General features: G+C 68.5%; 26 protein-coding genes. 9 read left to right on the top strand and 17 right to left on the bottom strand.

The window, feature by feature from the left end:
- Positions 1-2: 2 nt before the first annotated feature.
- From ACYJSS_RS16610 to ACYJSS_RS16600, 3 genes are read left to right on the top strand one after another with little or no spacing between them, the layout of a single operon-like run.
- On the top strand, positions 3-1,067 hold the full coding sequence (locus ACYJSS_RS16610; protein WP_111260058.1) for a SpoIIE family protein phosphatase: 1,065 nt from the start codon (positions 3-5) through the stop codon (positions 1,065-1,067).
- Positions 1,068-3,737: a hybrid sensor histidine kinase/response regulator gene (locus ACYJSS_RS16605; RefSeq protein ID WP_236205425.1), complete on the top strand. Its 2,670-nt coding sequence runs from the start codon at positions 1,068-1,070 to the stop codon at positions 3,735-3,737.
- Positions 3,738-3,748: 11 nt separating this feature from the next.
- Positions 3,749-4,852 (top strand): response regulator, encoded by a 1,104-nt coding sequence (locus ACYJSS_RS16600; protein ID WP_236205426.1) that lies wholly within the window; start codon positions 3,749-3,751, stop codon positions 4,850-4,852.
- Positions 4,853-5,009: 157 nt separating this feature from the next.
- Here ACYJSS_RS16600 and ACYJSS_RS16595 read toward each other — a convergent pair whose 3' ends face one another.
- A complete protein-coding gene (locus ACYJSS_RS16595) occupies positions 5,010-5,462 on the bottom strand; it encodes a BRO-N domain-containing protein (RefSeq protein WP_236205427.1) in 453 nt (150 codons plus the stop codon).
- A 570-nt stretch (positions 5,463-6,032) separates the two neighbouring features.
- Between ACYJSS_RS16595 and ACYJSS_RS16590 the strand changes: the two genes are divergently transcribed.
- Positions 6,033-6,710, top strand: coding sequence for a helix-turn-helix domain-containing protein (locus ACYJSS_RS16590; protein WP_236205428.1), 678 nt, complete (start codon positions 6,033-6,035; stop codon positions 6,708-6,710).
- A gap of 299 nt (positions 6,711-7,009) precedes the next feature.
- On the opposite strand, the gene ACYJSS_RS16585 is transcribed toward ACYJSS_RS16590, so the two are convergent.
- Positions 7,010-7,894: a sterol desaturase family protein gene (locus ACYJSS_RS16585; protein ID WP_236205429.1), complete on the bottom strand. Its 885-nt coding sequence runs from the start codon at positions 7,892-7,894 to the stop codon at positions 7,010-7,012.
- A gap of 166 nt (positions 7,895-8,060) precedes the next feature.
- On the bottom strand, positions 8,061-8,324 hold the full coding sequence (locus tag ACYJSS_RS16580) for a YebG family protein (protein ID WP_111260065.1): 264 nt from the start codon (positions 8,322-8,324) through the stop codon (positions 8,061-8,063).
- A gap of 269 nt (positions 8,325-8,593) precedes the next feature.
- On the opposite strand from ACYJSS_RS16580, the gene ACYJSS_RS16575 reads away from it, so the two are divergent.
- Complete coding sequence (locus tag ACYJSS_RS16575; RefSeq protein WP_111260066.1) at positions 8,594-9,085, top strand: phosphate-starvation-inducible protein PsiE; 492 nt, start codon at positions 8,594-8,596, stop codon at positions 9,083-9,085.
- 22 nt (positions 9,086-9,107) lie between these two features.
- Here the strand turns inward: ACYJSS_RS16575 and ACYJSS_RS16570 are convergent, their stop codons facing one another.
- The 4 genes from ACYJSS_RS16570 to ACYJSS_RS16555 form a co-directional block, all read right to left on the bottom strand.
- Positions 9,108-9,431, bottom strand: a complete 324-nt coding sequence (locus tag ACYJSS_RS16570) for a DUF3509 domain-containing protein (protein ID WP_111260067.1) — start codon at positions 9,429-9,431, stop codon at positions 9,108-9,110.
- 364 nt (positions 9,432-9,795) lie between these two features.
- Positions 9,796-12,339, bottom strand: a complete 2,544-nt coding sequence (locus tag ACYJSS_RS16565) for a TonB-dependent receptor (RefSeq protein ID WP_236205430.1) — start codon at positions 12,337-12,339, stop codon at positions 9,796-9,798.
- 108 nt (positions 12,340-12,447) lie between these two features.
- Positions 12,448-13,410: a FecR domain-containing protein gene (locus ACYJSS_RS16560; RefSeq protein WP_236205431.1), complete on the bottom strand. Its 963-nt coding sequence runs from the start codon at positions 13,408-13,410 to the stop codon at positions 12,448-12,450.
- A complete protein-coding gene (locus ACYJSS_RS16555) occupies positions 13,410-13,919 on the bottom strand; it encodes a sigma-70 family RNA polymerase sigma factor (protein ID WP_165676810.1) in 510 nt (169 codons plus the stop codon). The genes ACYJSS_RS16560 and ACYJSS_RS16555 overlap by 1 nt, the downstream gene beginning before the upstream one ends.
- A 172-nt stretch (positions 13,920-14,091) precedes the next feature.
- Here ACYJSS_RS16555 and ACYJSS_RS16550 point away from each other — a divergent pair, with 172 nt between their 5' ends.
- Positions 14,092-14,490: a PA2779 family protein gene (locus tag ACYJSS_RS16550; RefSeq protein WP_111260070.1), complete on the top strand. Its 399-nt coding sequence runs from the start codon at positions 14,092-14,094 to the stop codon at positions 14,488-14,490.
- Positions 14,490-15,446, top strand: coding sequence for a PA2778 family cysteine peptidase (locus ACYJSS_RS16545; RefSeq protein ID WP_236205432.1), 957 nt, complete (start codon positions 14,490-14,492; stop codon positions 15,444-15,446). The genes ACYJSS_RS16550 and ACYJSS_RS16545 overlap by 1 nt, the downstream gene beginning before the upstream one ends.
- Positions 15,447-15,620: 174 nt before the next feature.
- On the opposite strand, the gene ACYJSS_RS16540 is transcribed toward ACYJSS_RS16545, so the two are convergent.
- The gene (locus tag ACYJSS_RS16540; protein WP_236205433.1) at positions 15,621-16,493 is read right to left on the bottom strand and encodes a helix-turn-helix domain-containing protein; all 873 of its coding nucleotides are present in this window, start codon (positions 16,491-16,493) and stop codon (positions 15,621-15,623) included.
- A gap of 150 nt (positions 16,494-16,643) precedes the next feature.
- Here ACYJSS_RS16540 and ACYJSS_RS16535 point away from each other — a divergent pair, with 150 nt between their 5' ends.
- Both ACYJSS_RS16535 and ACYJSS_RS16530 read left to right on the top strand, forming a co-directional pair.
- Positions 16,644-17,549 (top strand): DMT family transporter, encoded by a 906-nt coding sequence (locus ACYJSS_RS16535; protein ID WP_236205434.1) that lies wholly within the window; start codon positions 16,644-16,646, stop codon positions 17,547-17,549.
- Entirely contained in the window at positions 17,546-17,863 is a 318-nt protein-coding gene (locus tag ACYJSS_RS16530) for a cupin domain-containing protein (RefSeq protein WP_021220921.1), read from the top strand. The genes ACYJSS_RS16535 and ACYJSS_RS16530 overlap by 4 nt, the downstream gene beginning before the upstream one ends.
- Here the strand turns inward: ACYJSS_RS16530 and ACYJSS_RS16525 are convergent.
- From ACYJSS_RS16525 to ACYJSS_RS16485, 9 genes are all read right to left on the bottom strand, one after another.
- Complete coding sequence (locus tag ACYJSS_RS16525; protein ID WP_111260074.1) at positions 17,860-18,096, bottom strand: hypothetical protein; 237 nt, start codon at positions 18,094-18,096, stop codon at positions 17,860-17,862. The two genes, ACYJSS_RS16530 and ACYJSS_RS16525, sit on opposite strands and share 4 nt — an antisense overlap.
- Before the next feature lie 58 nt (positions 18,097-18,154).
- Positions 18,155-18,691, bottom strand: coding sequence for a GNAT family N-acetyltransferase (locus ACYJSS_RS16520; RefSeq protein WP_111260075.1), 537 nt, complete (start codon positions 18,689-18,691; stop codon positions 18,155-18,157).
- 255 nt (positions 18,692-18,946) lie between these two features.
- Positions 18,947-19,489 (bottom strand): hypothetical protein, encoded by a 543-nt coding sequence (locus ACYJSS_RS16515; protein WP_236205435.1) that lies wholly within the window; start codon positions 19,487-19,489, stop codon positions 18,947-18,949.
- A gap of 372 nt (positions 19,490-19,861) precedes the next feature.
- Positions 19,862-20,203 (bottom strand): hypothetical protein, encoded by a 342-nt coding sequence (locus ACYJSS_RS16510; protein WP_111260105.1) that lies wholly within the window; start codon positions 20,201-20,203, stop codon positions 19,862-19,864.
- Between the two features lie 23 nt (positions 20,204-20,226).
- Entirely contained in the window at positions 20,227-21,066 is an 840-nt protein-coding gene (locus ACYJSS_RS16505; RefSeq protein WP_213626172.1) for an SDR family oxidoreductase, read from the bottom strand.
- Positions 21,067-21,120: 54 nt separating this feature from the next.
- A complete protein-coding gene (locus ACYJSS_RS16500; protein WP_111260078.1) occupies positions 21,121-21,585 on the bottom strand; it encodes a multidrug transporter in 465 nt (154 codons plus the stop codon).
- Between the two features lie 169 nt (positions 21,586-21,754).
- Positions 21,755-23,200, bottom strand: a complete 1,446-nt coding sequence (locus tag ACYJSS_RS16495; protein WP_111260079.1) for a mannose-1-phosphate guanylyltransferase/mannose-6-phosphate isomerase — start codon at positions 23,198-23,200, stop codon at positions 21,755-21,757.
- A 140-nt stretch (positions 23,201-23,340) separates the two neighbouring features.
- A complete protein-coding gene (locus ACYJSS_RS16490; protein ID WP_236205436.1) occupies positions 23,341-23,985 on the bottom strand; it encodes an alginate O-acetyltransferase AlgF in 645 nt (214 codons plus the stop codon).
- An 87-nt stretch (positions 23,986-24,072) separates the two neighbouring features.
- Positions 24,073-25,221 (bottom strand): alginate O-acetyltransferase, encoded by a 1,149-nt coding sequence (locus ACYJSS_RS16485; protein ID WP_111260081.1) that lies wholly within the window; start codon positions 25,219-25,221, stop codon positions 24,073-24,075.
- Between the last annotated feature and the right edge of the window lie 11 nt (positions 25,222-25,232).

Raw genomic sequence — 25,232 nt, 5'->3', positions numbered from 1 at the left:
CCATGGCCGGGGAACGGGACGCCAGGGAGGCCCGCTACCCGTTGCGCCACGACGTGGACCTGCACCTGGCGGTGATGTCGGTGCGCCGGCTGCCCTTCCTTGCCGGCCTGTCCGAGGTGGACCGCGCGATGCTCTCCACCGTGGTGTCGGAGCTTGGCAGCAACATCCTCAAGTACGCCGTGAAGGGCGAGGTGACGCTGGCCCTCAACCAGGCCGAGGGTCGTCCCTGCATCGACATCGTCGCTCGTGACCAGGGCCCCGGCATCGAGGACGTGCACAAGGCCGTGCAGGACCACTACAGCACCTCCGGCACCCTGGGGCTGGGGCTGCCAGGCGTGCGCCGGATGATGTCCGAGCTGTCCATCACCCTGCCGCCGGAGGGCGGTACGCAGGTACTGGCGCGCAAGTGGCTGGGGCCGGCCCCCAATACCGCGCGTCTCTTCCTGCCGGAACCGGGCGCGGGGCGGGGGGGCCTGCAACTGGAATGGGCCAGCGAGAACCGCCCCTGCCACCCGGAGCGCGTTTCCGGTGACCTGGCCTTCACACGGGCAGGGCCGGACGGGGTGTCGCTGGTGCTGATCGACGTCAGCGGCCATGGCGCCTCGGCCCACCAGCTGGCCCGTGCCCTCGAGGCGGTTTTGCAGCAGACCCCGGAGCAGGAGCCCACCCGCCTGCTGCAGCTGCTGCACCAGCACTGCATCGGCACCCGTGGCGCGGCGGCCGGCGTGGCGCTGGTCAACGGCGAGCGCGGCGAGCTGAGCTACGCCGGCATCGGCAACACCCGCATCTGCCTGCGGGGCCGCGAGGCCTGGCGCGGCGTCTCCCGCGACGGCGTGCTCGGCGAGCGCTACCCAACGCCCTTGCTGCAACGCCAGCCGATCGATTCCGGGGATGTTGTGATGCTGTACTCCGACGGGGTCAGCGAAACGCTGAACCTGCGCGACGGCCTGCTCGACCTGGGTGCCGATCCGGCGTCACTGGCCCGCCAGGTCATCACCCACAGCGGGCGCAGCACCGACGATGCGAGCTGCATCGTGCTGCGCGTGCTGGCAGGCGAGGGCGGCTAGATGCGGCACGTGGTCGGCGACATCACCCTCAATGGCCCGGCCTCCGCGTTGGTGGCCCGGCGCAAGGTCGCGCAGGTGCTCGCCTGCATCGATCCGCACCCCGCCTTCATGGCGCCGCTGGCGAGCACCACCTCCGAGCTGGTACGCCAGTTGGCGGCCACCGTGCCCGCCCTGCACCTGCAGCTGTGGCTGGACGACAGGACCCAGGAGCTGGGGCTCGGCCTGTCGGCGGACCAGCCGCTGCAGCACCAGTTGCCCAGGGCCTTGCAGGGCGGCGTCCGCCTGCTCGTCCTGGCGGAGGGCGGGCTCGCCCTGTCCTGCCGGCTGCCACGCTGGCCCGATGCCGAGTTGCAGCAGCGCATGCGCCAGCAGTTCGCCGAGCCTTCCCGCGAGGAACTCTTCGCCCTGATGCAGGCCAAGAACCAGGAACTGGAGCAGGCCTATGTCCTGGCGGAAAGCGCCACCCGGGCCAAGAGCGATTTCCTTGCCAACATGAGCCACGAGATCCGCACGCCGATGAACGCCATCCTCGGCATGGCCCACCTCGCCCTGCAGAGCCCCCTCGACCCGCAGCAGTTCGACTACCTGAGCAAGATCCAGCGCTCGGCCCAGCACCTGCTGGGGATCATCAACGACATCCTCGACTTCTCGAAGATCGAGGCCGGCAAGCTGGACCTGGAGCGGATCGAGTTCGACCTTGACCACGTGCTGGAGAACCTCGCCACCCTGGTGGGAGAGAAGGCCGAGGCCAAGGGCATCGAACTGCTGTTCGAGATCGACCACCGGCTGGACACGCTGCTGCTCGGCGACCCGCTGCGCCTGGGCCAGATCCTGATCAACTACGCCAACAACGCGGTCAAGTTCACCGAGCAGGGCGAGATCCTGGTCAAGGTCAACTGCCTGGAGACCTGGCCGGAGGAGGTGCTGCTGCATTTCTCCGTGCAGGACACCGGCATCGGCATGAGCCCGGAGCAGCAGCAGCGGCTGTTCCAGTCCTTCCAGCAGGCCGACACCTCCACCACCCGCAAGTACGGCGGCACCGGGCTGGGCCTGGCCATCTCGCGGCGCCTGGCGGAACTGATGGGGGGCGAGGTGGGCGTGCACAGCGAGCCGGGCCAGGGCAGCACCTTCTGGTTCACCGCGAGGCTCGGCCGGGGGCGGCGACGCGCCCGCTACCTGCCCAGCCTGGACCTGCGCGGCCGGCGCATGCTGGTGGTTGACGACAGTCCCAGCGCGCGCAACATCCTCGCCACCCTGCTCGCCAGCATGACCTTTGCCGTGGATACGGCCGAATCGGGCCAGCAGGCGTTGCAGATGATCGCTGACGCCGAACAGGACGGGCACCCCTACGACGTGGTGCTACTGGACTGGCACATGCCGGGGCTCGACGGCATCGAGACCGGGCGCCGGCTCATCGCGCGCGGCATGACCAGCCGGCCCCACCGCATCATGGTCACCGGCTACGGCCGCGAACAGGTGTTCCGCGAGGCCGAAGGCGCCGGGTTCGACCGGGTACTGGTCAAGCCGGTGTGCGCCTCCGTGCTGTTCGACACCCTCATCGGCCTGTTCGGCCAGCAGGCGACCTCCCTGCCCCAGCGCAGCGCCGGCCCGCCCGTGCCCCAGCGCTTCGATGGCGCGAGGATTCTCCTGGCCGAGGACAACGAGCTGAACCAGCAGGTCGCCAAGGGGCTGTTGCGGCTGGTCGGCGCCGAGGTGGTGGTGGCCGAGAACGGCGCCATTGCGGTGGAAATGGCCGCCCAGGTGCCCGTCGACCTGATCCTCATGGACATGCAGATGCCGGTGATGGACGGCCTGGCTGCGACCCGTTGCCTGCGCGAGCGCGAGCAGGGCGGGGCGCGCATCCCGATCCTGGCGATGACGGCCAATGCTATGGCCGGCGACCGCGAGCGCTGCCTGGAGGCCGGCATGGACGACCACATCGCCAAGCCCATCGACCCCGAGAAACTCTATGCCGCCCTGCTGCGCTGGCTGCCCGCCTTCGCCCACCAGGCCGAGGCGCCGAGCGAGCCGCCAGCCCCGCAACCGGCCTCGCCGGAGCATGGGCTGGAGCCGCTGCAGGCACTGGGCCTGAACGCCGAGACGGCGTTGCAGCGCCTGATGCACAACTGGCAGTGGTACGAGGACCTGCTGCGCAGCTTCGCCCGCCAGGGCAGCCAGCCCATGCAGAACCTGGTCGCCGCCCTGCGGGCCGGCCAGCGGGAGGAAGCGCACCGTCACGCCCACACCTTGAAGGGCATCGCCGCCACCCTGGGCGCCGAGTCGCTGCGGGAACTCTCCGCCCGGCTCGAAGGCGCCCTGTCCGGGCAGGAAGACCTCGGCGGCCTCCTGGCCCTGGCCGAGGAAGGCGTGCAGCTGCAGCAGCGCCTGGCCGAGGGCCTGCAAGCGCTGCTGCCGGCGGAGAACGCCGCCCCGCCCGGGCAGGAGGCACCCGACATGCCCGGCCTGGTGGCACGCCTGATGGCCCTGCTGGCCGATGACGACGCCGATGCCCTGGCCCTCTTCCAGCAGCACCGGCCATCGCTCGACGATGCCCTGGGCGGCGCTGCGCCGGCCATGGCAGAGGCCATGACGCAGTTCCGCTTCACCGATGCCCTGGCACATCTGCACGAACTCCGGACCGCCAGGCCCGAACTGTTCAACATGGAGTGAGGTCACCTTCGATGCTCAACCTGATGGATCCCGACAGCAAACCCACCCTGCTGGTGGTCGACGACACGCCGGAGAACCTCTCGCTGCTCAGCGCCCTGCTGGGGCCCCACTACCGGGTCAAGGTCGCCATCAATGGCCAGCGGGCCCTGGACATCCTCACCTCGGGCACCCGGGTGGATCTCATCCTCCTCGACGTGGTGATGCCCCACATGGACGGCTACCAGGTGATGCAGGCGCTGCAGGAAATCCCCCAGGCGCGCGGCGTGCCGGTGATCTTCCTCACCGCCCAGGTGGAGGAGAGCGCCGAGGCCCACGGGTTGGCCCTCGGCGCCGTGGACTACATCCACAAGCCCATCACCCCCGCCATCGTCCTCGCCCGGGTGCGCAACCACCTGGAACTGAAGACCGCGCGGGACCTGCTCTACAACCAGAACGCCTACCTCGAACAGGAGGTGGAGCGGCGCACCCGGGAGAACGAGCTGATCCAGAACATCACCATCCACTCCCTCGCGTCCCTCGCCGAAACCCGCGACAACGAGACCGGCAACCACATCCTGCGTACCCAGCACTACGTGAAGCTGCTGGCGGAGGAATTGTGCGACCACCCGCGCTTCCAGGATGAACTCACGCCCAAGACCATCGACCTGCTGTTCAAGTCCGCCCCCCTGCACGACATCGGCAAGGTCGGCGTGCCGGACCGGATCCTGCTCAAGCCCGGCAAGCTGGAGCCCGAGGAATTCGCCCAGATGAAGAACCACCCCATCCTGGGCAAGGAAGCCATCGTCCACGCCGAGGAGGCCCTGGGGGTGGAAGTGGAGTTCCTGCGCCTGGCCAAGGAGATCGCCTGTCACCACCATGAGAAATGGGACGGCAGCGGCTACCCGACCGGGCTGGCCGGTGACGAGATCCCACTCTCCGCGCGGCTGATGGCCCTGGCCGACGTGTACGACGCGCTCATCAGCAAGCGCTGCTACAAGGCCGCCATGCCTCACGAGGACGTGGTGCCGATCATCCTCGCGGGGCGGGGCAATCACTTCGACCCGGACATCACCGACGCCTTCGCCCGCATCCACCCCCAGTTCCAGGACATCGCCCGGCGCTTCCACGACGACTAGGCCAAGGGGCTCCAGGCCGCTCCCGCAGCAGGCGGCATGCCCGTAGCCCGGGGAATACCGAGCGGCACGGGTCTTCCCCGTGGGAGCGAATTCATTCGCGATCAGGCCCGGCGCACGGACCTTCGCGGTTGAAACCGCTCCCACAAAAGTGACCTGCCTAGCCCGAGTACACCAGGCTCGGCATGTCCTCCAGCGGCACCCAGAGTTCCCCCTGCCAGTCGAGCATCACCACCCGCGTGCCCTGCCAGGCCAGCAACACGCGACGCGGCACCTGGCGGTCACACGCATGGGCATCGCGCAGCGTGGGAATCACCTGGCGATTGAGCCAGCGCTCCAGGTGCGGGTTCTCGGGGTGGCCGAAGCGCACCAGCGCCTTGTACAGGCCGGCCTCGCTGATCACATCCACCGGTTCCTCCAGGCCGCTGGCGCAGGCGAGGAACACGCGCCGTGCATGGTCGCTGCCAAGGCGACGGTGCAGGGTCTGCGGATGCTGCATGCCCAGGATGCGGGCGAAATCCTCTGCGACGAACCAGGGCTGGTTGTCCAGCATCAGCGCGCGCAGCGGGCGGTTGTGGCGGTAGAAGGAGAGGGGGATAAATGCATCGTGCATGGTGAAGCTCCATCTCTGGGTACAGGAGCCGCCACTCTGTTTCGTCAAGGTAAGGGTGGCGGACCACGCGGGGTTGACGAACCGGCGAGATGTAGACCGGCAGACCTCAGGGTCTCCCCGCGCAGTCCGCCATTGAGCGATGTGGAGGTTTGCAGGCTCGGGCACGTCTGCAAAAGGCATGCGCCGCCCTCCACATGTGCCAGTGGGCACGATGCGCCATCTCTTCGGGCCGTCAACGCCCGGTCGCGGGATTGACCGCGACCGCCGGAGGATAGGGAGGGGGTACTGAGCGAACAATCGGACTGCTGGGGAGATCGTCCCGTTTGCATGTCAGAAGATGGCGATGAAAGGAGGCGGAGCGCGTGAGGTTAGCGAACCGGCAAGACGGGAACCGGCAGACCCGAAGGTCTCCTCACGCGACCCGCCATAACGCCAGGCAAATCGACAAGGACAGCACCCTAGGCAGACGACCTTCGAACTGCAATGGGCTTGGGCTCGGCAGCTTCCTCTTGCCCTATCGGCCTCCGCCCCCCAATGCTGTCCGCCCCGCAACCGACAACATGTCCCCCGATGATCGAATCCCCCTGGCAAGGCGCCCTCTGGCTGGCCCACGACTTCTGCCTGATCGACGGCGCCAATGGCGACACCGGCTCCCATGCCCATTACGCCCACCAGGTGCTCATTGCCCGCGAGGCCCAGGTTCACCTGCGGGTGGAAGGCGAGCCGGTGGGCGACCAGGTGGTGCTGGTGGAATCCATGCGCGAGCACGCGCTGGCCTTGCCTGGGCAGGCACTGCTGGCCGTCTACGCCGAACCCCTGGCCTTCGCTCCGCAGGCCTTGCTGGCGCTGGTGGCCGACGCCGGCACGGGTCTGCAGACCCTGGCCGAACGCCTGCTGGCCGCGCCGCGCCCGACGCTGGACGCTCGCCTGCAACGGGCCCTGGACGAGGTGGACGAGCTGCTGGCCGACAAGGTCAGCGCCCAGGCCCTGGCCAACCGCGCCTGCCTGTCCCTGAGCCAACTGGAGCGGCTGTTCGGCGAGCAGGTCGGCCTGTCGGTCCGCCGGCTGGTGCTCTGGCGCCGACTGCGCCTCGCCGTGCGCCTGGCTCTGGAAGGCCACTCCCTCACCCAGGCCGCCCACGGCGCCGGCTTCGCCGACGCCTCCCACTTCTCCCGCACCATGCGCGCCACCTTCGGCATCCGTGCCGACCGCAACCTCGGCAGCCTGCAACTGCGTTTGATCGGCTAAGCGTGGGCACCCTGGGGTCGCCAGTGATGGGTTTCGCGGAGCTCAACCCATCCTACGGTTCGTGCTTGCGGGCGGCATTCGCGCTCGATTCAGCCCCCGGGGCTGACCGGGATGTAGGGTGGATGACGCTCTTCTCATCCACCGGTGCTTGCGTTGGTGGGCTGAAGCCCACCCTACCGCGGAGCAGCCATTGCTGCCGGTTGCATTGGTGTAGGGGCGAATTCATTCGCCCGCTTTGGGCATTGGGGCCGCTGCGCTGCCCTTGGCGACTGAAGTCGCCGCTACGCGGGATTCGGCGGCTACGAACGCACCAACCCCCGTGGCATCTCCGGGGCGGGGTGTTCGCCCGTGCTTTCGCGGAAGGGTTCGGCCAGCTGCGCGAGGTAGGCGTCGGGGTAGTCGGGGCGGCTGCCGATGCCCAGGTCGTCGCCGCGCATGCGGTAGTCGCTGTGGAAGGCGGTGCCCAGCAGGCGGTCCCAGAGGCTGAAGAACAGGGCGAAGTTCACATCGCCCGCGCGGCCGTATTTCATGTGGTGGAAGCGGTGCACCGGCGCCCAGGCGAACAGGTGGCGCAGCGCGCCGATGCGCATGTCGACGTTGCTGTGCTGGAGCAGCAGCTGCAGGGTGATGGCCAGGGCGAGGAGGGCGGCGACCCGTTCCGGCATGCCCAGCAGCAACAGCGGCAGGGTGCCGGCCAGGGCTTCGCAGCCCAGGTGCAGCGGGTGCTTCATCAGGCCGTTGAAGCCGTACATGCGCTTCACGCTGTGGTGCACGGCGTGCAGGCGCCAGAGGAAACCCACCCGATGGCTGGCGTAGTGCATGAGGGTGATGCCCAGGTCCGCGACGATGATGGCGGCCAGCAGTTGCAACGCCAGCGGCCAGTGATGGGGCCAGAGCCCGGCCTCCGGCAGCAGCGCCGCACTCAACGGGATGACCAGGATGCCCAGGCAGTTGAGCCCTTCGTTGACCAGCGCGTGCAGCGAGTCGCGCAGGCGGTCGCCGTGGTTTCGGTTCCAGGCCCGTTCATAGGGCAGCCAGGCTTCGGCGAGAAAGCAGGCGGTGATGGCCGGGATCAGCAACAACAGCAACCAGCGCAAGGGCAGGTGCTCGGTCATCCACAGGGCCAGGGCGAGAAAGCCGAGGAGAAAGACCGGGGCATAGAGGCAGGCGAACAGACGGCGCATGGCGAAGCTCCTTCATAAGGGGCTTGCAGCATGCGATCGGGCGGTGGCCTGGGGCTTGAACAAACGGCGCAAGGTGCCGGCGCGGACTTTTGCCGGGCAAAAAAAAGCCCGCTGGGGCAGCGGGCTCGGTGCAGGACGGGCATGCCTGCAATGAGGGGTGTTGGGGTCATTCCTCGGCGGGGACGGCGTCCAGTTCGGCGAGGGCGTCTGGCTGGTTCTTGAAGGCGCGGGCGAAGATGTCGCGGTTGCGCGCCATGTAGATGCCCAGGTCCTCGACCTGCTGTTCGCTCAGCGAAGGCACGGCCTTGTGCAGGACGGTGGCCAGGGACTCGGCCAGTTCGAGCATCTTGTCGTAACGGTCGGCTTCGGCTTTATCCATGAACAAGCGCTCCGGGTCGCGGCTGCTGCGGTACACCACTTCGACGGCCATTCATCACCTCTCACCTTTGAAATCGGTCTGTAAGATACTGGATGTGTGTACAGTATATGGGTCGGATTTCTCCGTCAACAGATGTCATTCATAGGCCATGCCAGCCGCTACGTCCTGCTGCTCGTCGGCCCCTGCGACAACCTGTCCCGTGGCGTCTGGTCGCACCCGCGCATCTCATTGGGCCGGGACCGCTGGCCTTCATCCTGCAAGGTCGGATCGTCATCCCGGTGATGCACCATCGCCACCAAGACGTACCGAGGAGCTGGATCGTGAAAATCAAATGGGCTGAAGAGCTGCGCGGCAATGTGCACGGGCTGGCCGAGTCGCTGGGCAACCTGCTGGTGGAGAGCTTCCACTACCTGGCGTTGTTCGCCATCGGGGGGATCACCGCCTGGGCGGCGGTGGTGGCGTTCCTGGGCATGGTGGAGAAGGGGCACATCACGGTGGATGACATCCTGCTGCTGTTCATCTACCTGGAGCTGGGCGCGATGGTGGGGATCTACTTCAAGACCAACCACATGCCGGTGCGCTTTCTGATCTACGTGGCGATCACCGCGCTGACGCGCCTGTTGATCTCCGACGTTTCGCACCATAACCGCCCCGACGAGAGCATCGTGTATGTCTGCGGTGCGATCCTGCTGCTGGCGCTGTCGATCCTGGTGGTGCGCTTCGCCTCGTCGCGATTCCCCTCGGAGGCCAGTGACAGCTTGAACCCGAGGCGGCGCCTGCAGGTGGCGCGCGGTGGCGAAGGGGACGCCTGAGCACGAGCGCCCGTGAGGGCGCTCAGATACCGACGGCGAGCGGGCCGGTGACCCGACCGGGCTGGCGCTCGACCAGCGTGGGGAGGGCCTTGCCTCCCGTCATGGCGCTGAGCATTTCCCCGACGTTGTGCCCTTTTTCGATGGCGATGCCAAAACGGATGCTTTCGATCACCCGCTCCAGGCGCTTCGGATCGTTGCGCTGCGCGGGGCTGATCATGCGCCGCGCGACCACGCCGGTCTCATCGGCCAGGGTGAGCATGATGTTGCCGTCCAGGCGCTCCAGGCTGAGGTTGACCCGGTAATCGGCCTGGAAGGCGTCGGTCAGAATCTGAAAGGGGTTGTACATGGCGAGCTACCTGAGTTGTTGACGCATGGAGCGATTGACTGAGGCTGGCTCTGCAAAGTTCGATCCCATTGGACGAACGGAAAACCGGTTTCACGACGCCTGTTGCAAACGGCCAATTCCGTGTCGTTCGGTCAGGAGTCTGATGAGGGGGGAGCCCGGACTTCAGTCCGGGGTTGGCGGAGGCCCCTCCCGGGCTGAGGCCCGGGCTACGGTGCATGCGTTCGGCCTTCGTCGCGGATGAATCCGCTCCCACTGCGGCGTTTACCCATCACACCGACGGTGGACCGATGAAGCGTGGTCCACCCTACGCACCGAGGGGGCGATGTAGCCCGGACTTCAGCCCGTGGCCTGTATGGGGCGGGGCTCAGAACTCGACGCTGTAGCTCAGGCTGTAGGTGCGGCCACGGCCGTGGTAGTCGAACAGGTCGGCGGTGGCGTTGGTGCCGTAGAACACCTGGGCGCGCTGGCCCCAGACGGTGGTGTAGTCCTTGTCCAGCAGGTTCTGGATGCCGAAGTTGAGGGTGCCCACCGGCAGCGCCTGGCTGCCCAGCAGGTCGAAGGTGGTGTAGCCGTCGATCTTGTGGTCGTTGCCGTCGAAGGTGCCGCTGGCCAGGACGTTGCCATCGTCGCTGAGGTTGAAGCTGCGCACGGCCTGCAGGCGCAGGCTGGTCTCGCCGTTCTGCCAGCCGGCGAAGGCGGTGAGCTTGGACGGGCTGGCGGCGGTGACGTCCTGCTTCTGCCAGCGCTGGGCGATCTTCTGCTGGGAGCGGATGGCCAGGGCGCTGGCGCCGATCTGCCAGTTGTCGTCCAGCCAGTAGGTGGCCTGGCCTTCGAGGCCGTAGTTGCGCTTCTTGTTGTCCAGCTGCTCCACCAGCAGGGTGGTGCGGTTGTAGGTGATGCTCTTGTCCGACCAGGCGTAAAAGGCCGCCAGCTGGGCATCCAGGCCATCGGCGTAGTGGCGCCAGCCGAGCTCCACCTGCTTGGTCTTGATGCCGTCCAGGGCCGAGTCCTCGACGTTGACGTGGCGGCCCAGGCTCCAGTGGTTGCCCACCAGGGTGTAGCTGCCCTGGCCGTAGTACTTGGCCGGGTCGGGCAACTCGAAGCCCTCGGAGTAGTTGGCCCAGACCTGTTGTGCCTTGCTCAGCTTGTAGACGGCGCCGGCGTTGTAGAGGTCCACCTGGTAGTCCTTGGAACCGCCGGGCACGGCGTCGGCGCTGGTGCCGTTGCCCTTGCTGATCTGGATCTGCTGGGCGGCGGCGACGAAGGAGCCGACGTCGTTGCCGATGCGCTGGTGGCGCACGCCGGCGGACAGGGTCAGGTCGTCGGTGGCCTTCCAGCTGGCCTGGGCGAACAGCGATTTGCTGTCGGTGTCGATGCCTGGGTAGCGGCCGACGCGGGCGTACTCGTCGGCCACCAGCCCGCCGGTGTTGGCGGCGGTATCGAGGTTGAACAGGGCCTGGTCGGAGTCGAAGCTCTCCCACTCGAAGTCGGCGCCATAGGTCAGGCTGACGCGGTCCCATTCCTTGACCAGCACGGACTTGAGGCCGAAGTAGTCGGTGTCCTGCTGCGAGGCGGAGTAGTAGGAGCGGTTGGTGTCGATGGCGCCGCTGGCGAAGGTGATGGAGGGGTAGGGCTGGAACGCCATCTCCTCGCTGCGGTAGTAGGCCTGCAGGTAGAAGTCGTGGCCCAGCACCTCCGGCACGTGCCAGGTGGCGTTGAACTGCTGGCGCTCGGTGTGCGGTTCGCGGTCGAAGCTGGCGCCGCCTTCCACTTCGAAGGGCGTCTGGCCGCGCAGGCCCTGGAAGTTGCGCCCCAGGTTCACGCCCTTCTCGCCGTCGTAGCCGGAGTCGTACCACTGCATGCCCAGGTTCAGGGTCTGGCCGTTGGCGAAGGCGAAGTCCAGGCTGCCCATCACGTCCACCGCCTGGTTGTACTGCAGGTCGGTCTGGGTGATGTCGAGCATCACCTGGTCGCCGTTGCCGTTGTAGGCGGCGCCGTTCTTCTGGTAGGCCACCGAGACGCGGCCCTTGACCTGCTCGCTGCCGCCGCTGACCGACTGGGCCACGCGCCAGTCGTGGTCCTGGTGGGTCTCGAAGCCGCTGCGCACGCCGATTTCGCTGGTGAAGCGCGCCTCGCCCGCCTCGGCGCGCTTGGTGACGATGTTGATGATGCCGCCGGTGGCGCCGCCGCCGTACACGGCACTGGCGCCGGAGAGCACTTCGATGCGCTCGATGTTGAACGGGTCGATGGAGTCGAACTGGCGGCTGATGCCCCGGGAGCTGTTCAGCGACACGCCATCGATCATCACCAGGGCGCTGCGGCCGCGCATGTTCTGGCCGTAGTTGGTGCGGCCCTGGGGGCCGATGTCCAGGCCCGGGATCAGTTGCCCGAGGGCTTCCTTGAGGGGCACGCCGCCCTTGGTCTGCTCCTGCAGCTGCTGGCTGTCGATCACCCAGACGGTACCCGGCAGCTCGCTGATGCTCACCGGCGCGCGGGAGCCGATCACCACCTGGCGGTCGATCTCCAGCGCCGCGCCTTCGGAGGCGGTGTGCAGGCTGAAGCCACCGTCGGCGGCCTCGGCGCGCAGGCCGCTGCCGGCGAGCAGGTGGTCGAGGCCCTCGGCCACGGCGAATTCGCCCTTCAGGCCCTGGGTGCTGCGGCCCTGGGTCAGCTCCGGGCTGAAGGCCAGCAGCACGCCGGCTTCGCGGCCGAAGCGGTTGAGCGCGGGCTCCAGGGCGCCAGCCGGGATGTCGAAGGCCTGACGCTGGTCGGCTCCGATCACCGCATCCTGGGCGTAGGCGACGGTGGGCAGCCCGGTGGCGGCCAGGCTCAGGCCCAGCAGCAGTGGTTGCAGGGCGCGGGCCAGGGGCGTGCGGGTGAAGCGGCGGAGGGTCGGGTCGGCGTTCATGGCGGCACTCGTCGAGAGAGGGAAAGGGGGTTCTGCCTTCCCTGTCACGCGAGGCCGGGAAAAAGGTTCAGGTCGGTGGAAATTTTTTTCACAGGGCCGATGCGCGGCTCAGGAGGCGGCCCTGGGATGCACGCTGATCCAGTAGCGGGTGACGCTGCGCACCTCCACCGGCAGGGTGCGCGGCAGCAGGGCGAGGATGCGGTCGGTGTGGTCCAGCGGGTAGGTGCCGGACAGGCGCAGGTCGGCGATGGCCGGGTCGCAGCCGATGCGCCCGTGGCGATAGCGGCCGAGTTCGGCGAGGAAGTCGCCCAGGCGCATGGCACTGGCCACCAGCATGCCGTTGATCCAGGCCACGCTGTTCTCGTCCACCGCCTGGGCCGCCCCACTGCCACGGGCGTCGAGGTCCAGGCGCTGGCCGGGGTGCAAGGCCAGGCGCTGGCCATGGCTGAACACCTGGGCATCGCCGGCGAACAGGCTGACCTGGCTGCGGCTGTCCTGCAGGCGCACGGCGAGGCGACCGCCGTTGAGCAGGACCAGCCCCTGGGGCGTTTCCACCCGCAGCGGGCGAGCCTCGTCCACCGCGTCCACCAGCATCTCGCCCTGGCGCAGGTGCAGCAGGCGCTGGCGGGCGTCGAAGCGGATGTCCAGCGCGCTGTCGGTGTTCAGCGACAGGGTCGAGCCATCGTCCAGGGTCAGGTTGCGCCGCTCGCCCACGGCGGTGCTCTGGTCGGCGCGCAGGGCCAGCAGCGGCTCGCTGTCCCGCACCGCCAGGGCGCCGCCACCGGCGATCACCAGCAGGGTGAGCAGCTTCAGGGCGTCGCGACGGCCGCGCGAGGTGGGGGCATCCAGGGCGGCAAGGGCAGTGGGCGTGTTCAACCCGCGCAGGCCCTGGTTGACCGACTCGATACGCTGCCAGGCGCGCTCGTGCTCCGGGTCGGCGGCGCGCCAGCGTTGCCAGTCCTCCTCGCGCTGGCGCGACGGCGTGCCGTCCTGCAGCTCCACCAGCCACTGCACGGCCTGGGCGGCGACGGCGGGGGCGATGCGGTGCTCGCCGCTCTTGCGCAGGGCCATCAGAGGCACTCCGCGAAGTAGCAGCGCTCGGCGGCCTTGGCCATGTAGCGCTTGACGCTGGAGAGGGAGAGGCCGAGCTGTTCGGCGATCTCGGCGTAGGTGCAACCGTCCACCTGGGCCAGCAGGAAGACCTTCTTGGCTTGGGGCGGCAGGCCGTCCAGCAGGCGGTCCAGCTCCACCAGGGTCTCCAGGATGATGGCGCGGGCCTCCTCGCTGGGGGCCTCGTCCTCCGGCAGCGCGGCGAGGGCCAGCAGGTAGGCGCGCTCGATGTCCTGGCGGCGGTAATGGTTGGCCAGCACGCGCTTGGCGAGGGTGGTGAGGAACGCCCGGGGTTCGAGGATGCGGTGCGCCTCGCGCCCCAGCAGCACCTTGAGGAAGGTGTCCTGGGCCAGGTCGGCAGCACTCTGCGGGCAGCCGAGCTTGCGCTGCAGCCAGTGGCGGAGCCAGCCGTTGTGGTCGCTGTAGAGCTTGTGCAACGCCTGCTCGGGGGCTGCCGGGCTGTGGGTCAAGGAGGGCTCCGGAAGGGGGATTCGGCAATGGATCAAATAGGAATGCTTCGCATTCTATTTGTGCCGTGGCCATTGCGCAATGCGGCGGTGAACACCGGGCGATCGGACGGTGGAACCCGGGAAGCGAGGCGCGGGTCAATCGATCACAACAACAGAATCCAGGAGAACCACCATGCTCAATCCCGCCATCAACCGCCGACTCGCCGCCGTGCTGGTCGCCAGCCAACTCACCTTCTTCGCCCAGGTGCCGCTGGCCCAGGCCGCCATGATCGGTACGCCCCAGGCGCTGCAGGAACAGCAGCAGCAGGTCGACCGCGCGCAGCTGCGCGGCATGCTCGACAACCAGGACGTGCAGAAGAAGTTGCAGGAGTACGGGGTGCCCCGCGAGCAGGTGGAGGCGCGCATCAACAGCCTCACCCCGGCCGAGCTGGCGCAGTTCAACCAGCAGCTGCAGCAGGAGCCCGCCGGTGCCGGCGTGGTCGGCATCATCGTGCTGTTCCTGGTGATCTTCATCATCACCGACATGCTCTGCGCCACGGATATCTTCAGCTTCATCAAGTGCATCCGTTGATGCGTGTGCTGCGGCCGGGGCTCCTCGCCCTGACCGTGCTGCTCGGCGGTTGCGCCAGCGGCCCGCTGCTGCCCCCGCAGAGCGGGCGGCTGCCCGAGCGCATCGAGCTGGTGGACGTGCCCTTCTACCCGCAGGAGGACTACCAGTGCGGCCCGGCGGCGCTGGCCACGGTGCTGGTGCACCGCGGCGTGGCCACCTCGCCGGAGGCGCTGGTGCCCAAGGTCTACCTGCCCGAGCGGCGCGGCAGCCTCAAGCTGGAACTGGTGGCGGCGGCGCGGCAGAGCGGCATGCTGGTCTACCCGCTGCAACCCAGCCTGGATGCCCTGCTGGCCCAGGTGGCGGAGGGCAACCCGGTGCTGGTGATGCAGAACCTCGGGCTCGACTGGTACCCGCAATGGCACTTCGCGGTGGTGGTCGGCTATGACCGTGCGAAGGACGAGCTGGTGCTGCGTTCGGCCACCACACGGCGCTGGGTCACCGACCTGCGCAGTTTCGATCGCACCTGGGCGCGCGCCGAGCGCTGGGCGGTGGTGACCCTGCCCCCCGAGCAACTGCCGGCCGAGCCGCGCCTGGAAGCCTGGATGCAGGGTGCCAGCGACCTGGAACAGACCGGCCAGCGCGAACGCGCCGAACGGGCCTACCTCACGGCTTCCGGGCACTGGTACCGCGAGCCGCTGCCGTTGTTCGCCCTGGCCAATGCGCGCTACTCCGAGGGCGACCGCGAGGGCGCGGAGAAGGCCCTGCGCCAGAGCATCACCCGCAAGCCGGACTATGCCCTGGGCTGGTTCAACCTCTCCGAGCTGCTGGCCGAACGCGGCTGCCCGGGTCAGGCCGAACAGGCCCGCGCCTGCGCCCGCCAGCTGGCCCCGGACGACACGCGCATGGCCGCACCCCTCGGTGACGCAGCCAAGGCCGGCGGCCGTTGTGAAGCCGTGCCAGCGTGCGGGGGGCAATGATTTCCCTGTAGGGGCGAATTCATTCGCCCAGCGGCGCCACCTTCATCGCTCAGCGGATGGGACGACGTTCTCCTGATCGTCTTTTCCGATAGGCGCGCCGCATTACGTGGCACCCGTAGGATGGGTAGAGCTCCGCGAAACCCATCACGTCGGCGCCCCCAGGAGGCCCGTCGCTTACCCCATCGCGGCCCGATAGTCCCCCGGCGTGCCGCCGACCGCGCTGCGGAAGCGGTTGCTGAAGTGGCTGGCGCTGGCGAAGCCGCAGGCCAGGGCGACCTCGCCCAGGGGCAGGGCGGTGCGGGCCAGCAGGTGGCGGGCGTGGGCCAGGCGGCGGGCGAGGACGTACTGGTGCGGCGGCAGGCCGAAGCTTTCGCGGAACATCCGCGCGAAGTGGTATTCCGAGAGTGCCGAGAAGGCCGCCAGCTCGCCCAGGCTCAGCGGCTCGGCCAGGTGTTCGTCGATGTAGTCCATCAGCCGCTTGCGCACCGCGGGGGCGAGGCCACCCTTGAGTTGCGGGCCCTGGCGCAGGCCGACCTGGGTCAGCAGGGTGTGGCCGAGCATCTCGTGGGCGAGGCTGCTGGTGAGCATGCGCTCGCCGGGTTCGTTCCAGTCCAGGCGGATCAGGCGGTGAAAGCGTGCGGCTTGCTCGGCGTCGTCGAGGAAGGTCGCTTCGCGCATTTCCAGCTCGCGCGGTTCACGGTCCAGCAGGGTGACGGCGGCGTGGGCGAATTGCGCCGGGGCGATGTACAGGTGCGCCAGGCGGATCTCGCCGTTGATCACCCAGGAGGACTCGTGCCCGGCGGGGAGGATGCACAGCTTGTCCGGGGCGCCCTTGGTGTCCGGGCGCTCGCGGCGGAAGGTGCCGGTGCCGCCGGCCAGGTAGCACGACAGCGTGTGCAGGCGGGTGCCCTGGTAGTCGCGGGCGTCGTGGTGGTTGCTCCACAGCGCCGCGCCCATGCCATCGCCCAGCTCGGCGGCATGCTCCAGGCGGGCATGGGGCGAGCTGGCGAGGGACTGGAAGACCTGGTTCTGCAGGAGTGACGACATGCTCGGGGCAACCGCGGGGCTTGGGTGTTCATGCTAGCGCGGGCGCCCGCGCGACGCAGCGGGGCGGCGCAGATAAGCGCAAGTTTTTGCAAGCGCGCCGACGGGCTGCGCGGGAGACTGGGCACACGACGCACCACCCGGATGACCGCCATGAATCTCTCGCTGTACCTGCTCACCGTCCTGATCTGGGGCACCACCTGGATTGCCATCAAGCTGCAGATGGGCGAGGTGGCGATCCCCGTGTCCATTGCCTACCGCTTCGCCCTGGCCGCCGTGGTGCTGTTCGCCATCCTGCTGCTCGGCCGCCGCCTGCAGAAGCTCGACGGCCGCGCGCAGATGATCTGCCTGGCCCAGGGGCTGTGCCTGTTCTGCGTCAACTTCATGTGCTTCTACACCGCCAGCCAGTGGATCCCCAGCGGGCTGATCGCCGTGGTGTTCTCCACCGCCACCCTGTGGAACGCGCTGAATGCACGGGTGTTCTTCGGCCAGCGCATCGCCGCCAACGTGCTGGCTGGCGGCGGGCTCGGCCTGGCCGGGCTGGCGCTGCTGTTCTGGCCCGAGCTGGCCGGCCACCAGGCCAGCCGCGAAACCCTGCTGGGCCTCGGCCTGGCGCTGTTGGGCACGCTGTGCTTCTCCGCCGGCAACATGCTCTCCAGCCTGCAGCAGAAGGCCGGCTACCGGCCGCTGACCACCAACGCCTGGGGCATGTTCTACGGCGCCTCGCTGCTGGCCCTGTGGTGCCTGGCCAGCGGCACGCCCTTTGCCATGGAATGGAACACCCGCTACCTCGGCTCGCTGCTGTACCTGGCGATCCCCGGCTCGGTGATCGGCTTCACCGCCTACCTGACCCTGGTGGGGCGCATGGGGCCGGAGCGCGCGGCCTACTGCACGGTGCTGTTCCCGGTGGTGGCGCTGAACATCTCGGCCTTCGCCGAAGGCTACACCTGGACCGCCCCGGCGCTGCTCGGCCTGGTGCTGGTGATGGCCGGCAACCTGCTGGTGTTCCGCAAGCCGAAAGCGCCGGTGGCCACCGCGCCCCTGGGGAGCCGCGCATGAGCCAGCGCGTGGTCCGCAGCCGCGACTTCACCGCCGAGCGTGCCTGGGGCGCGCTGGACATCGCCAACCTCGACGGCACCACGGTGCGCCTGCACTGGACCGACCAGCCATACATCTGGCACGTCAACGACGGCAGCGAAGTCTTCGTGGTGCTCGATGGCGAGGTGGAGATGCGCTACCGCGAGGGCGGCGAGGAGCACGCGGTGCTGCTGGGCGTGGGCGACCTGTTCCACGCCGGCCCCGGTTGCGAGCACGTGGCCCACCCCCGTGGGGCGGCGCGCATCCTGGTGGTGGAGCGCGAGGGCAGCGTCTAGCTCGCCTCGTCGGCCTTCTTCGCCCCGCGCAGGTTCATTGCCGCGAGGCACAGTTGCAGCACGATCAGCGCCCAGGCGTGGGCGTGCAGGCCCCAGGCGATCCACAGGGCGTTGCTGGCCAGGAACACCCAGAAGCCGATGTGGCGCCGGGCGGGTGTCTTCGAGCCGATCAGCCAGGCGGCGGCCACGGTGACCAGCATGGCCGGCCATTGCAGCAGGTCGAGATAGTCCATCGGATCCCCCCTTGTTCTCTTTTTAGTGAGGCGGGGAGGGCAACGGTTCCAACGTTTTTCAGGTCTCCAGGGGCTGGTTGAAGAACAGCGCGACTTCCTCGGGCGCGGTCTCGCGCGGGTCGTAGAGCGCGGTGTCCAGGCCGCTGAAGGCGAAGCCGGATTTCAGGTAGAAGCCGATGGCAGGGTGGTTGCTGCTCTGGGTTTCCAGCCACAGGCAGCGCGCGCCGCAGCTGCGGGCGAACGCCGTTGCCTGGTCCAGCAACCGCCGGCCCAGCCCCTGGCCCTTGCAGGCCGGCGCGACGAACAGCGCGCTCAACTCGGCGCTGCGGTTCCACTCATCCAGGCGCACGCAGGCGAACCCGGCCAGGCTGCCGTCCTCGGCTTCGGCGGCGACGGTGAAGTCCGCGTCCTCGACATCCTCGGCGAACCCCTCGGCGTCGTAGCGCTTGCGGAAGGGCGCCGCGCGGCGTTCCTCGACCAGCGCAAAGGCCAGGCCCTGCCGCTCCACGCGGTAGATGAGAGAGGTGTCGTAGCCGGCCTCGAAGGCGCTCAGGGCTTCGGCGTCGCGGGGCAGTTCGAGGGGGCGCAGGTGCATGGTGTCCGTTCCTTTGGTGAGAGGGAGGATTCTACTGGGGTCGGCTCACCAGCGGTGCTTGACCGGGCATCGCATGGTGGATGCAAAGAGCGGCATCCACCCTACACACCGGTGAAGCCCGTGTGGGGATGGGCGTAGGTTGGCGCCGAGCGCAGCGAGGCCCAACGGTGCGGGGGGCGGGATCGCTGCGTTGGGTTTCGTGCCTCAGCGGAGCGCCGCCCTGGCCAACCTACGGGGCGTGCCTTGGAGGAGAGCTCAGTCCAGCAGGCAGGCGAGCAGGTCGGGCGGCACCTGGGGGGCTTCGCGCAGGAACAGCTCATGGATCAGCGCGTAGCGCTGGCCTTTCGGGGTGGTGCCAACGTAATAGCTCGCCACCGAGTAGCCCTGGCCGGCAGGCGCGAGGAGGAAGCTCATGGGGCCAAGGCGCTCGTATTCGGCCTCCACCAGCAGCCAGCCATTGCGGTGGGCCAGCCTGTTCAGGCGCTTCATCGCGACCTTCTGCTGGCCATCCTCGGCGAGGCGTTGCTCGATGGCTGCGAATGCCTGGGTGTAGGCGCTCGGTGACTCACGGCGAGGGCAGGTGGGGTCGGGCGGTGGTGGCGGTGCCTTCTCGGCGATGACCCACTCGGGCTCGTGGCTCCGTCCCTTGCGTGGCTCCGTGCTGATCAGGCCCATGTAGAGGGTCGAGGCCTCGTCGCCGAGGGTCACGATTTCCTGGCGGCTGGCCAGCAGCGTGCCGTCGGGGGCCTTGCAGTCGACGCGGACGGTGTACAGATCGTCGCCGAATGGCGACACCATCATGCCGTCGTAAAAGGCGGCCTCGCGGATTTCTGACGAGGATGACTTCCCCGTCGAGTTTCGAATGAACGACTCGCATTTGGAGCGCGCGAACAGCCGGGGTTCGATGGTGCCTTCCACCGTGACAATGGCATCGCACCCCGCGAGTGTTGCCGCTACCAGCGCCAGTGCTGTCAGTCTTCCCTGCATTTTGCCGCTCCTTGTCCACCGACGGGCGTGCCAGCAGGTCGCGTTTATAGCCTGAGGCCGTGATGCTCGGGAAGAGTCTGCTGGTGGATGCGAAGAGCGGCATCCACCCTACGCAGCGGTGAAGCCCGGGCGCGACGGCGATGTAGGTTGGCGCCGAGCGCAGCGAGGCCCGACGGTGCGGGGTCAGCGGCGGGGGAGGAGGGTTAACCAGGCGAGGACGGGGTAGCAGAGGTAGTGCAGGAAGAACAGGAAGACGGCCATGGGGCTGGGTTGGTCCTGCAGGGTCATCATGCCGAGCAGGCCGAGGTAGAGGACGCCGAGCAGGGCGCCGTAGCCGACGAGGATGCGCCAGGCCTCGCCCCGGGTCGGGGCGCGGCGCTGGATGAGGCGGAAGGCCCCGGCGAGCAGCAGGGCGACGGCGCCGGCGATGATCAGGGTGGCGAGCAGGCCGCCGACCTTGACCAGGCTGCGCAGGGCGAGGTTGAGCACCATCGCCAGCACGACGCCGCCGATGGCGTAGCGCATCGGGAAGGTGGGGCGCGGATCGTTCACGGGCGCTCCAGGGCCACGTCGAGGCCGAAGCGTTTCTTCAGCACCGATTCCAGCAGGCCCTTGGGCAGCAGCGCGGCGAGCAGCGGCAGGGCGCGGCTGCCATTGCCCAGGCGCAGCAGTCGCGGGCGCGGGTGGCGCTGGGCGGCGGCGAGCAGGTCGCGGGCGAATTCTGTGGCGGGGGTGGGGTTGTCCTGGGAGGCCTTGGCGCGGGCGCGGATGCCGTCGCGGATCGGCCACCAGGGCGAACCCTCGGCGATCACCGCCTCGGCTTCGCGGCTGGCGTTGGCACCGAAGCTGGAGGCGATGGCGCCGGGCTGCACTTCCATCACGTCGATGCCGAAGGGGGCGAGTTCCAGGCGCAGGGCGTCGGAGAGGGCGTGCACGGCGGCCTTGGAGGCGCAGTAGGCGCCGGCGAAGGGGGTGACCAGCACGCCGGAGACGCTGCCGATGTTGACCACCAGGCCACGGCTGGCGCGCAGCACGGGGAAGCAGGCGCGGGTCAGGCCGATCAGGGAGAAGACATTGGTCTCGAACTGCCGGCGCAGGGCGTCGGTGCCGCCGTCCAGCAGCGGGCCCATGGCGCCGTAGCCGGCGTTGTTGACCAGCACGTCGAGGCGGCCGATCTCCCGTTGCAGGCGCTCGCCCAGCTGCGCCACCGCGGCCTCGTCGTTGACGTCCAGCTGCACGCCGGTGAAGCCGGCGACGTTCAGGGCGTCGACGTCATTGGCCTTGCGCGCGCAGGCCCAGACGCTGTAGCCGGCCTGCTTGAAGGCATCGGCCAGGGCGCGGCCGATGCCACTGGAGCAGCCGGTGATGAGGGCGACGGGTTGGCTCATTGCTGGGTTCCTTGTTGGTCTTGTTGTGAGGGAGGCGGGGCGGCGGTTCGCGCATCAGTCGGCGAATCTGCCATGTAATCGCTCGGCGCGGAACTCCAGGGTCTGCGGACGGTAGCCGCTGCGCAGGGGCGGCACGGGCAGGCAGTGGCTCCAGTCGGCGCCGGCCTGCAGGCGCGGCGGGCCGAGGGAGCGTTCGGCATCGAAGGCCGACTGGGTGAGGTTGATGGCGTCGCCCGGACGGTAGGCCTGGATCACCCAGGCGAGGTCCAGCAGGGTGGTGCTGCTGCCGTTGTGCACGCGGATCTGCAGCGGGCGGTCGGCGGGGCACGCGTCGGGGGCGTAGGTGACGCGGACGTCGAGCAGGGCCAGCTGGCGGTCCACCACGCGCTCTTCCCAGAGCACCCAGGCGGCGACCAGGCCGATGCCGAGCACGGCGACCAGCGAGATGGGCAGGGCCTTGGCGGGTTGGCGGATGACCAGGATCAGCCAGGTCAGGGTGAGGATCGCACCGATCAGCATGGGGACGCCCGTGGGGATTGGAGGGGCTCAATGCTAGCGCATTACGCCGGGGCGATGCGGGTGGATGGTGGTGCCGGGCGCGGGGGCCCGGCGGGGCCCCCTTGGGTTGGCGCACGCCATCCCCCCTGCTGGCACAGGGGGAATGGGCCTCCCGATGGGGGAAGGAGGCTCAGCGTGCTGTCACATGGCTCACGGAGACGGAGTCGCTGCGGCCGTAGACGTCTTCCAGGCGCTCGATGTCGTCCTCGCCCAGGTAGCTGCCGGACTGCACCTCGATGATCTCCAGGGGGATCTTGCCGGGGTTGGTCAGGCGGTGCACCGCGGTCATGGGGATGTAGGTCGACTGGTTCTCGGTGAGCAGGAAGGTCTTGTCGTCACAGGTCACCTCGGCGGTGCCGGAGACCACGATCCAGTGCTCGGCGCGGTGGTGGTGCATCTGCAGCGAGAGCTGCGCGCCGGGCTTGACGGTGATGTGCTTGACCTGGAAGCGGCCGCCCATGTCCACCGAGTCGTACGAGCCCCAGGGGCGGTACACGGCGCAGTGGTTCTGGGTCTCGCTGCGGCCCTGGGCGTCCAGTTCGTTGACCAGCTTCTTGACGTCCTGCACGCGGTCGCGGTGGGCGATCATCATGGCGTCCTTGGTCTCGACGACGACGATGTCCTCCAGGCCGATCACCGACACCAGCTTGCCGTTGCCGTGCACCAGGCAGTTGTGGCTGTCGTGCACCACCACGTCGCCCTTGGTGACGTTGCCGTCCTTGTCCTTGTCGTGCACTTCCCAGATCGAGCTCCAGCTGCCGACGTCGTTCCAGCCGGCGGAGAGCGGCACCACGCAGGCACGCTGGGTCTTCTCCATCACCGCGTAGTCGATGGAGTTGTCCGGGCAGCAGGCGAAGGTGGCGGCGTCGATGGTCACCGTGGTGCCGTCGCGCTGGCTGCGTTCCAGGGCCAGCAGGCAGGTGTCGTAGATGTCCACGTCGTGGTGCTTGAGCTCGTCGAGGAAGCGGCTGGCGCGGAACAGGAACATGCCGCTGTTCCAGAAGTAGTCGCCGGAATCCACGTACTGCTGGGCACGCTCGGCGTCGGGCTTCTCGACGAACTGGGCGACGCGGCTGATGCCGTCCGGCAGGCTGCCGGCCGAATCCTTGCCACGGATGTAGCCGTAGCCGGTCTCGGGGCGCAGGGCGGGCACGCCGAACAGCACCATCTCGCCCTTCTCGGCGGCGATGGTGGCCAGGGCCAGGGCCTGCTGGAAGGCGCGCTGGTCTTCCAGCACGTGGTCGGCCGGCATCACCAGCATCAGCTCGTCGCGGCCTTCGGCCAGCAGCTGCATGGCGGCGATGGCGACGGCGGGCGCGGTGTTGCGGCCGAAGGGTTCGAGCAGCATGGCCTGCGGGGTGATGCCGATGGCGTCCAGCTGCTCCTGGACGATGAAGCGGTGATCCTTGTTGGCCACCAGCACCGGGGCCTGCATGCCTTCGAAGTTCAGGCGCTCCAGGGTCTGCTGGAACAGGGTGTGGTCACCGGTCAGGGCCAGGAACTGCTTGGGGTACTGCTTGCGCGAAAGGGGCCAGAGTCGGGAGCCGCTACCGCCAGAGAGGATCACAGGAATCATGGGTGTATCTCCTAGAATCGTTCATCGTTTGTGGATAGGTTTCTCATCACATCGATCACTGATTTCTGTCTTGTAGTCCCACTGTCTCGTGCGGCGGGTACGAAGCGTTCGCCCGGGGCGCGAGCCCCGGGCCGGGTACATCAGGATTCGGCCGGGCGCTTGACCCAGACCGGGGAGAGCTTGCCGCCGCTGCCGGTGATGTAGAGACAGACGACTTCGCCGCGTTGCAGCGAGACGGGCTTGAGGTCACTGACCTTGCGGGTGCCGTCGAACAGGGCGAGGTTGACCTTCACCGGGTTGATCTCGCGTTCGCCACGGCCCTGGGCGGCCACGTCCTCGACCACGGCGGTCTTGCCGTCGGCGGTCTTGACGGTGAGCTTGGCGTCGGAGAGGTTCTGCACCCGCAGCAGGGCCTTCTGCTTGTTCTTGAAGGGCGGCTCTTCCACCAGCTTGGGTTCGGCACCCGGCTGGTTGACCAGGGTGTAGTAGCGGTCGGATTCCAGTTTCACCGGCAGGTTGGTGGCACCGACCTGGGCGCTGTAGTTGCCCGCGGGCAGGAACTTGAAGTCGCTGGAGCCGAGCGGGGCGACATCGTTCAGCGCGGTGTTGCCGACGTTGACGCTGAGTTCGCTGCTGCCGGCGTTGTAGGCGCGGACGAAGGCCGATCCCTTGGGTGCCTGGGGCCCGTAGAGCCCGCCCTCGTCGGCCTGTGCATGCACGGCGGCGAGGCCCAGGGCGATGGCGCAGGCGTACGACGTCCAGTTACGTTTCTTCTGTCGGTTCATGGTGTTCCTCCATCTTTCTTTCTTGGAATGGCCCGGTGGGGCCACAGTCGTCGAGGGCTCGCGGGGCGGGCCCTCACTGCTGGGTTTCTAGTTGGCGGCGGCGGCCGCGAGGCGCTCGCCGGGGTTGCCGCCCTTGCGCAGCTCGGCGATCCACTGCGGGTCGAATTCGCTGAGGTCGTTGGGCATGGGCAGGTAGCGCTCGGGAAATTCCCAGATCACCAGTTGCGGAGCGGCGTCCTTCAGCTCGTCGCTCTTGAGGTACTTGAGCATCGGCAGGATCGGGCCGTGGCCGTCCTCGGCGTGGTTGACCAGGTCGCGTTGCAGCGACTGGCGCAGCGCACCGGCGAAGTTCCAGTTCTGGTTGGCGCTGTAGCTGGTGCCCACCAGCACCACCGGGACGGTACTGTCGGCGAACAGGGAGTCGCCGCTGGCCTCACCTTCGACCGCGGCGCGGGTCTCGCGTTTCTGCAATTTGTCCGGGGCCGGCATCAGGTTCTCGAACATCGGGTCCAGGGGCAGGAAGCGGGTCAGGTCGCCCTTGTAGTCCTCGTTCTTAACCGCCTCGGTGACGTACTCCTGGGCGTCGCCCGAGAGCGGCGCCGCACTGCGCACGGCCTCGCCCAGGGCGTTGGCCACCACCTCGGCGCCCAGGGGCGTCCAGTGGGTGTCGGTGCGCAGGAAGACCTGGCCGTTGCTCTTGGCCTGCTCCAGGGTACCGAGCAGGTCCGGGGCGATGATCCCGGCCTTGCGCGCGGCGCCGCGGAACTGGGCGTAGAGGTCCTGGCGCAGGGCGGTGGGGCGGGCATCGCCCGTGTACTCGGGGTACAGGCGCGATTTGGACGGCACGATGGCCAGCACCAGGGTCACGCCCCGGTTGGCCAGCTCGTCGCGCACGCCCTGGATCATCGCCAGGTTCTCCTGCAGGTGGCGGCTGCCATCGGCGACGGGGTCGAATTCCTCGTCGGAGAACAGCCAGCCGTCCTTGCCGATGACCACGCCCTGGCGGCCTTCGCCGAACAGGCCGAAGTCCACCAGCGCCCAGAGGTTGGTGCCGATCTGCTTGATCGGGAATTGGTCGTCGTAGTGCTTCTCGAAGGCATGGGCCAGCTTGCCGTTGAGCACGGTGGTCTCCTTGGCCACGCTGAAGCCGACGATGCCGCGCATGGACCACAGGCTCAGGGCCAGCAGCATGCCGGCGAAGACGACGATGTAGAGGGTGTTTGCAGTTCTGCTCATGGTCGCGCTCC

Source organism: Pseudomonas sp. No.21 (genome assembly GCF_054558415.1).
Note: the sequence above shows the minus strand (reverse complement) of the source record. Positions and strands in the feature narration are given on the sequence as shown.

What these genes read in the sequence shown, in the direction of transcription:
- ACYJSS_RS16565 (WP_236205430.1), bottom strand. Translation starts at nt 12,339, where the DNA reads ATGAACGCCGACCCGACCCTCCGCCGCTTCACCCGCACGCCCCTGGCC.
- ACYJSS_RS16570 (WP_111260067.1), bottom strand. Translation starts at nt 9,431, where the DNA reads ATGTACAACCCCTTTCAGATTCTGACCGACGCCTTCCAGGCCGATTAC.
- ACYJSS_RS16510 (WP_111260105.1), bottom strand. Translation starts at nt 20,203, where the DNA reads ATGCGCTACGCCATCGGCGGCGTCGTGCTGGCGATGGTGCTCAACCTC.
- ACYJSS_RS16590 (WP_236205428.1), top strand. Translation starts at nt 6,033, where the DNA reads ATGATCGAATCCCCCTGGCAAGGCGCCCTCTGGCTGGCCCACGACTTC.
- ACYJSS_RS16535 (WP_236205434.1), top strand. Translation starts at nt 16,644, where the DNA reads ATGAATCTCTCGCTGTACCTGCTCACCGTCCTGATCTGGGGCACCACC.
- ACYJSS_RS16595 (WP_236205427.1), bottom strand. Translation starts at nt 5,462, where the DNA reads ATGCACGATGCATTTATCCCCCTCTCCTTCTACCGCCACAACCGCCCG.
- ACYJSS_RS16545 (WP_236205432.1), top strand. Translation starts at nt 14,490, where the DNA reads ATGCGTGTGCTGCGGCCGGGGCTCCTCGCCCTGACCGTGCTGCTCGGC.
- ACYJSS_RS16540 (WP_236205433.1), bottom strand. Translation starts at nt 16,493, where the DNA reads ATGTCGTCACTCCTGCAGAACCAGGTCTTCCAGTCCCTCGCCAGCTCG.
- ACYJSS_RS16490 (WP_236205436.1), bottom strand. Translation starts at nt 23,985, where the DNA reads ATGAACCGACAGAAGAAACGTAACTGGACGTCGTACGCCTGCGCCATC.
- ACYJSS_RS16525 (WP_111260074.1), bottom strand. Translation starts at nt 18,096, where the DNA reads ATGGACTATCTCGACCTGCTGCAATGGCCGGCCATGCTGGTCACCGTG.
- ACYJSS_RS16530 (WP_021220921.1), top strand. Translation starts at nt 17,546, where the DNA reads ATGAGCCAGCGCGTGGTCCGCAGCCGCGACTTCACCGCCGAGCGTGCC.
- ACYJSS_RS16485 (WP_111260081.1), bottom strand. Translation starts at nt 25,221, where the DNA reads ATGAGCAGAACTGCAAACACCCTCTACATCGTCGTCTTCGCCGGCATG.
- ACYJSS_RS16585 (WP_236205429.1), bottom strand. Translation starts at nt 7,894, where the DNA reads ATGCGCCGTCTGTTCGCCTGCCTCTATGCCCCGGTCTTTCTCCTCGGC.
- ACYJSS_RS16605 (WP_236205425.1), top strand. Translation starts at nt 1,068, where the DNA reads ATGCGGCACGTGGTCGGCGACATCACCCTCAATGGCCCGGCCTCCGCG.
- ACYJSS_RS16495 (WP_111260079.1), bottom strand. Translation starts at nt 23,200, where the DNA reads ATGATTCCTGTGATCCTCTCTGGCGGTAGCGGCTCCCGACTCTGGCCC.
- ACYJSS_RS16550 (WP_111260070.1), top strand. Translation starts at nt 14,092, where the DNA reads ATGCTCAATCCCGCCATCAACCGCCGACTCGCCGCCGTGCTGGTCGCC.
- ACYJSS_RS16505 (WP_213626172.1), bottom strand. Translation starts at nt 21,066, where the DNA reads ATGAGCCAACCCGTCGCCCTCATCACCGGCTGCTCCAGTGGCATCGGC.
- ACYJSS_RS16520 (WP_111260075.1), bottom strand. Translation starts at nt 18,691, where the DNA reads ATGCACCTGCGCCCCCTCGAACTGCCCCGCGACGCCGAAGCCCTGAGC.
- ACYJSS_RS16610 (WP_111260058.1), top strand. Translation starts at nt 3, where the DNA reads ATGGCCGGGGAACGGGACGCCAGGGAGGCCCGCTACCCGTTGCGCCAC.
- ACYJSS_RS16600 (WP_236205426.1), top strand. Translation starts at nt 3,749, where the DNA reads ATGCTCAACCTGATGGATCCCGACAGCAAACCCACCCTGCTGGTGGTC.
- ACYJSS_RS16560 (WP_236205431.1), bottom strand. Translation starts at nt 13,410, where the DNA reads ATGGCCCTGCGCAAGAGCGGCGAGCACCGCATCGCCCCCGCCGTCGCC.
- ACYJSS_RS16515 (WP_236205435.1), bottom strand. Translation starts at nt 19,489, where the DNA reads ATGGTGTCGCCATTCGGCGACGATCTGTACACCGTCCGCGTCGACTGC.
- ACYJSS_RS16580 (WP_111260065.1), bottom strand. Translation starts at nt 8,324, where the DNA reads ATGGCCGTCGAAGTGGTGTACCGCAGCAGCCGCGACCCGGAGCGCTTG.
- ACYJSS_RS16500 (WP_111260078.1), bottom strand. Translation starts at nt 21,585, where the DNA reads ATGCTGATCGGTGCGATCCTCACCCTGACCTGGCTGATCCTGGTCATC.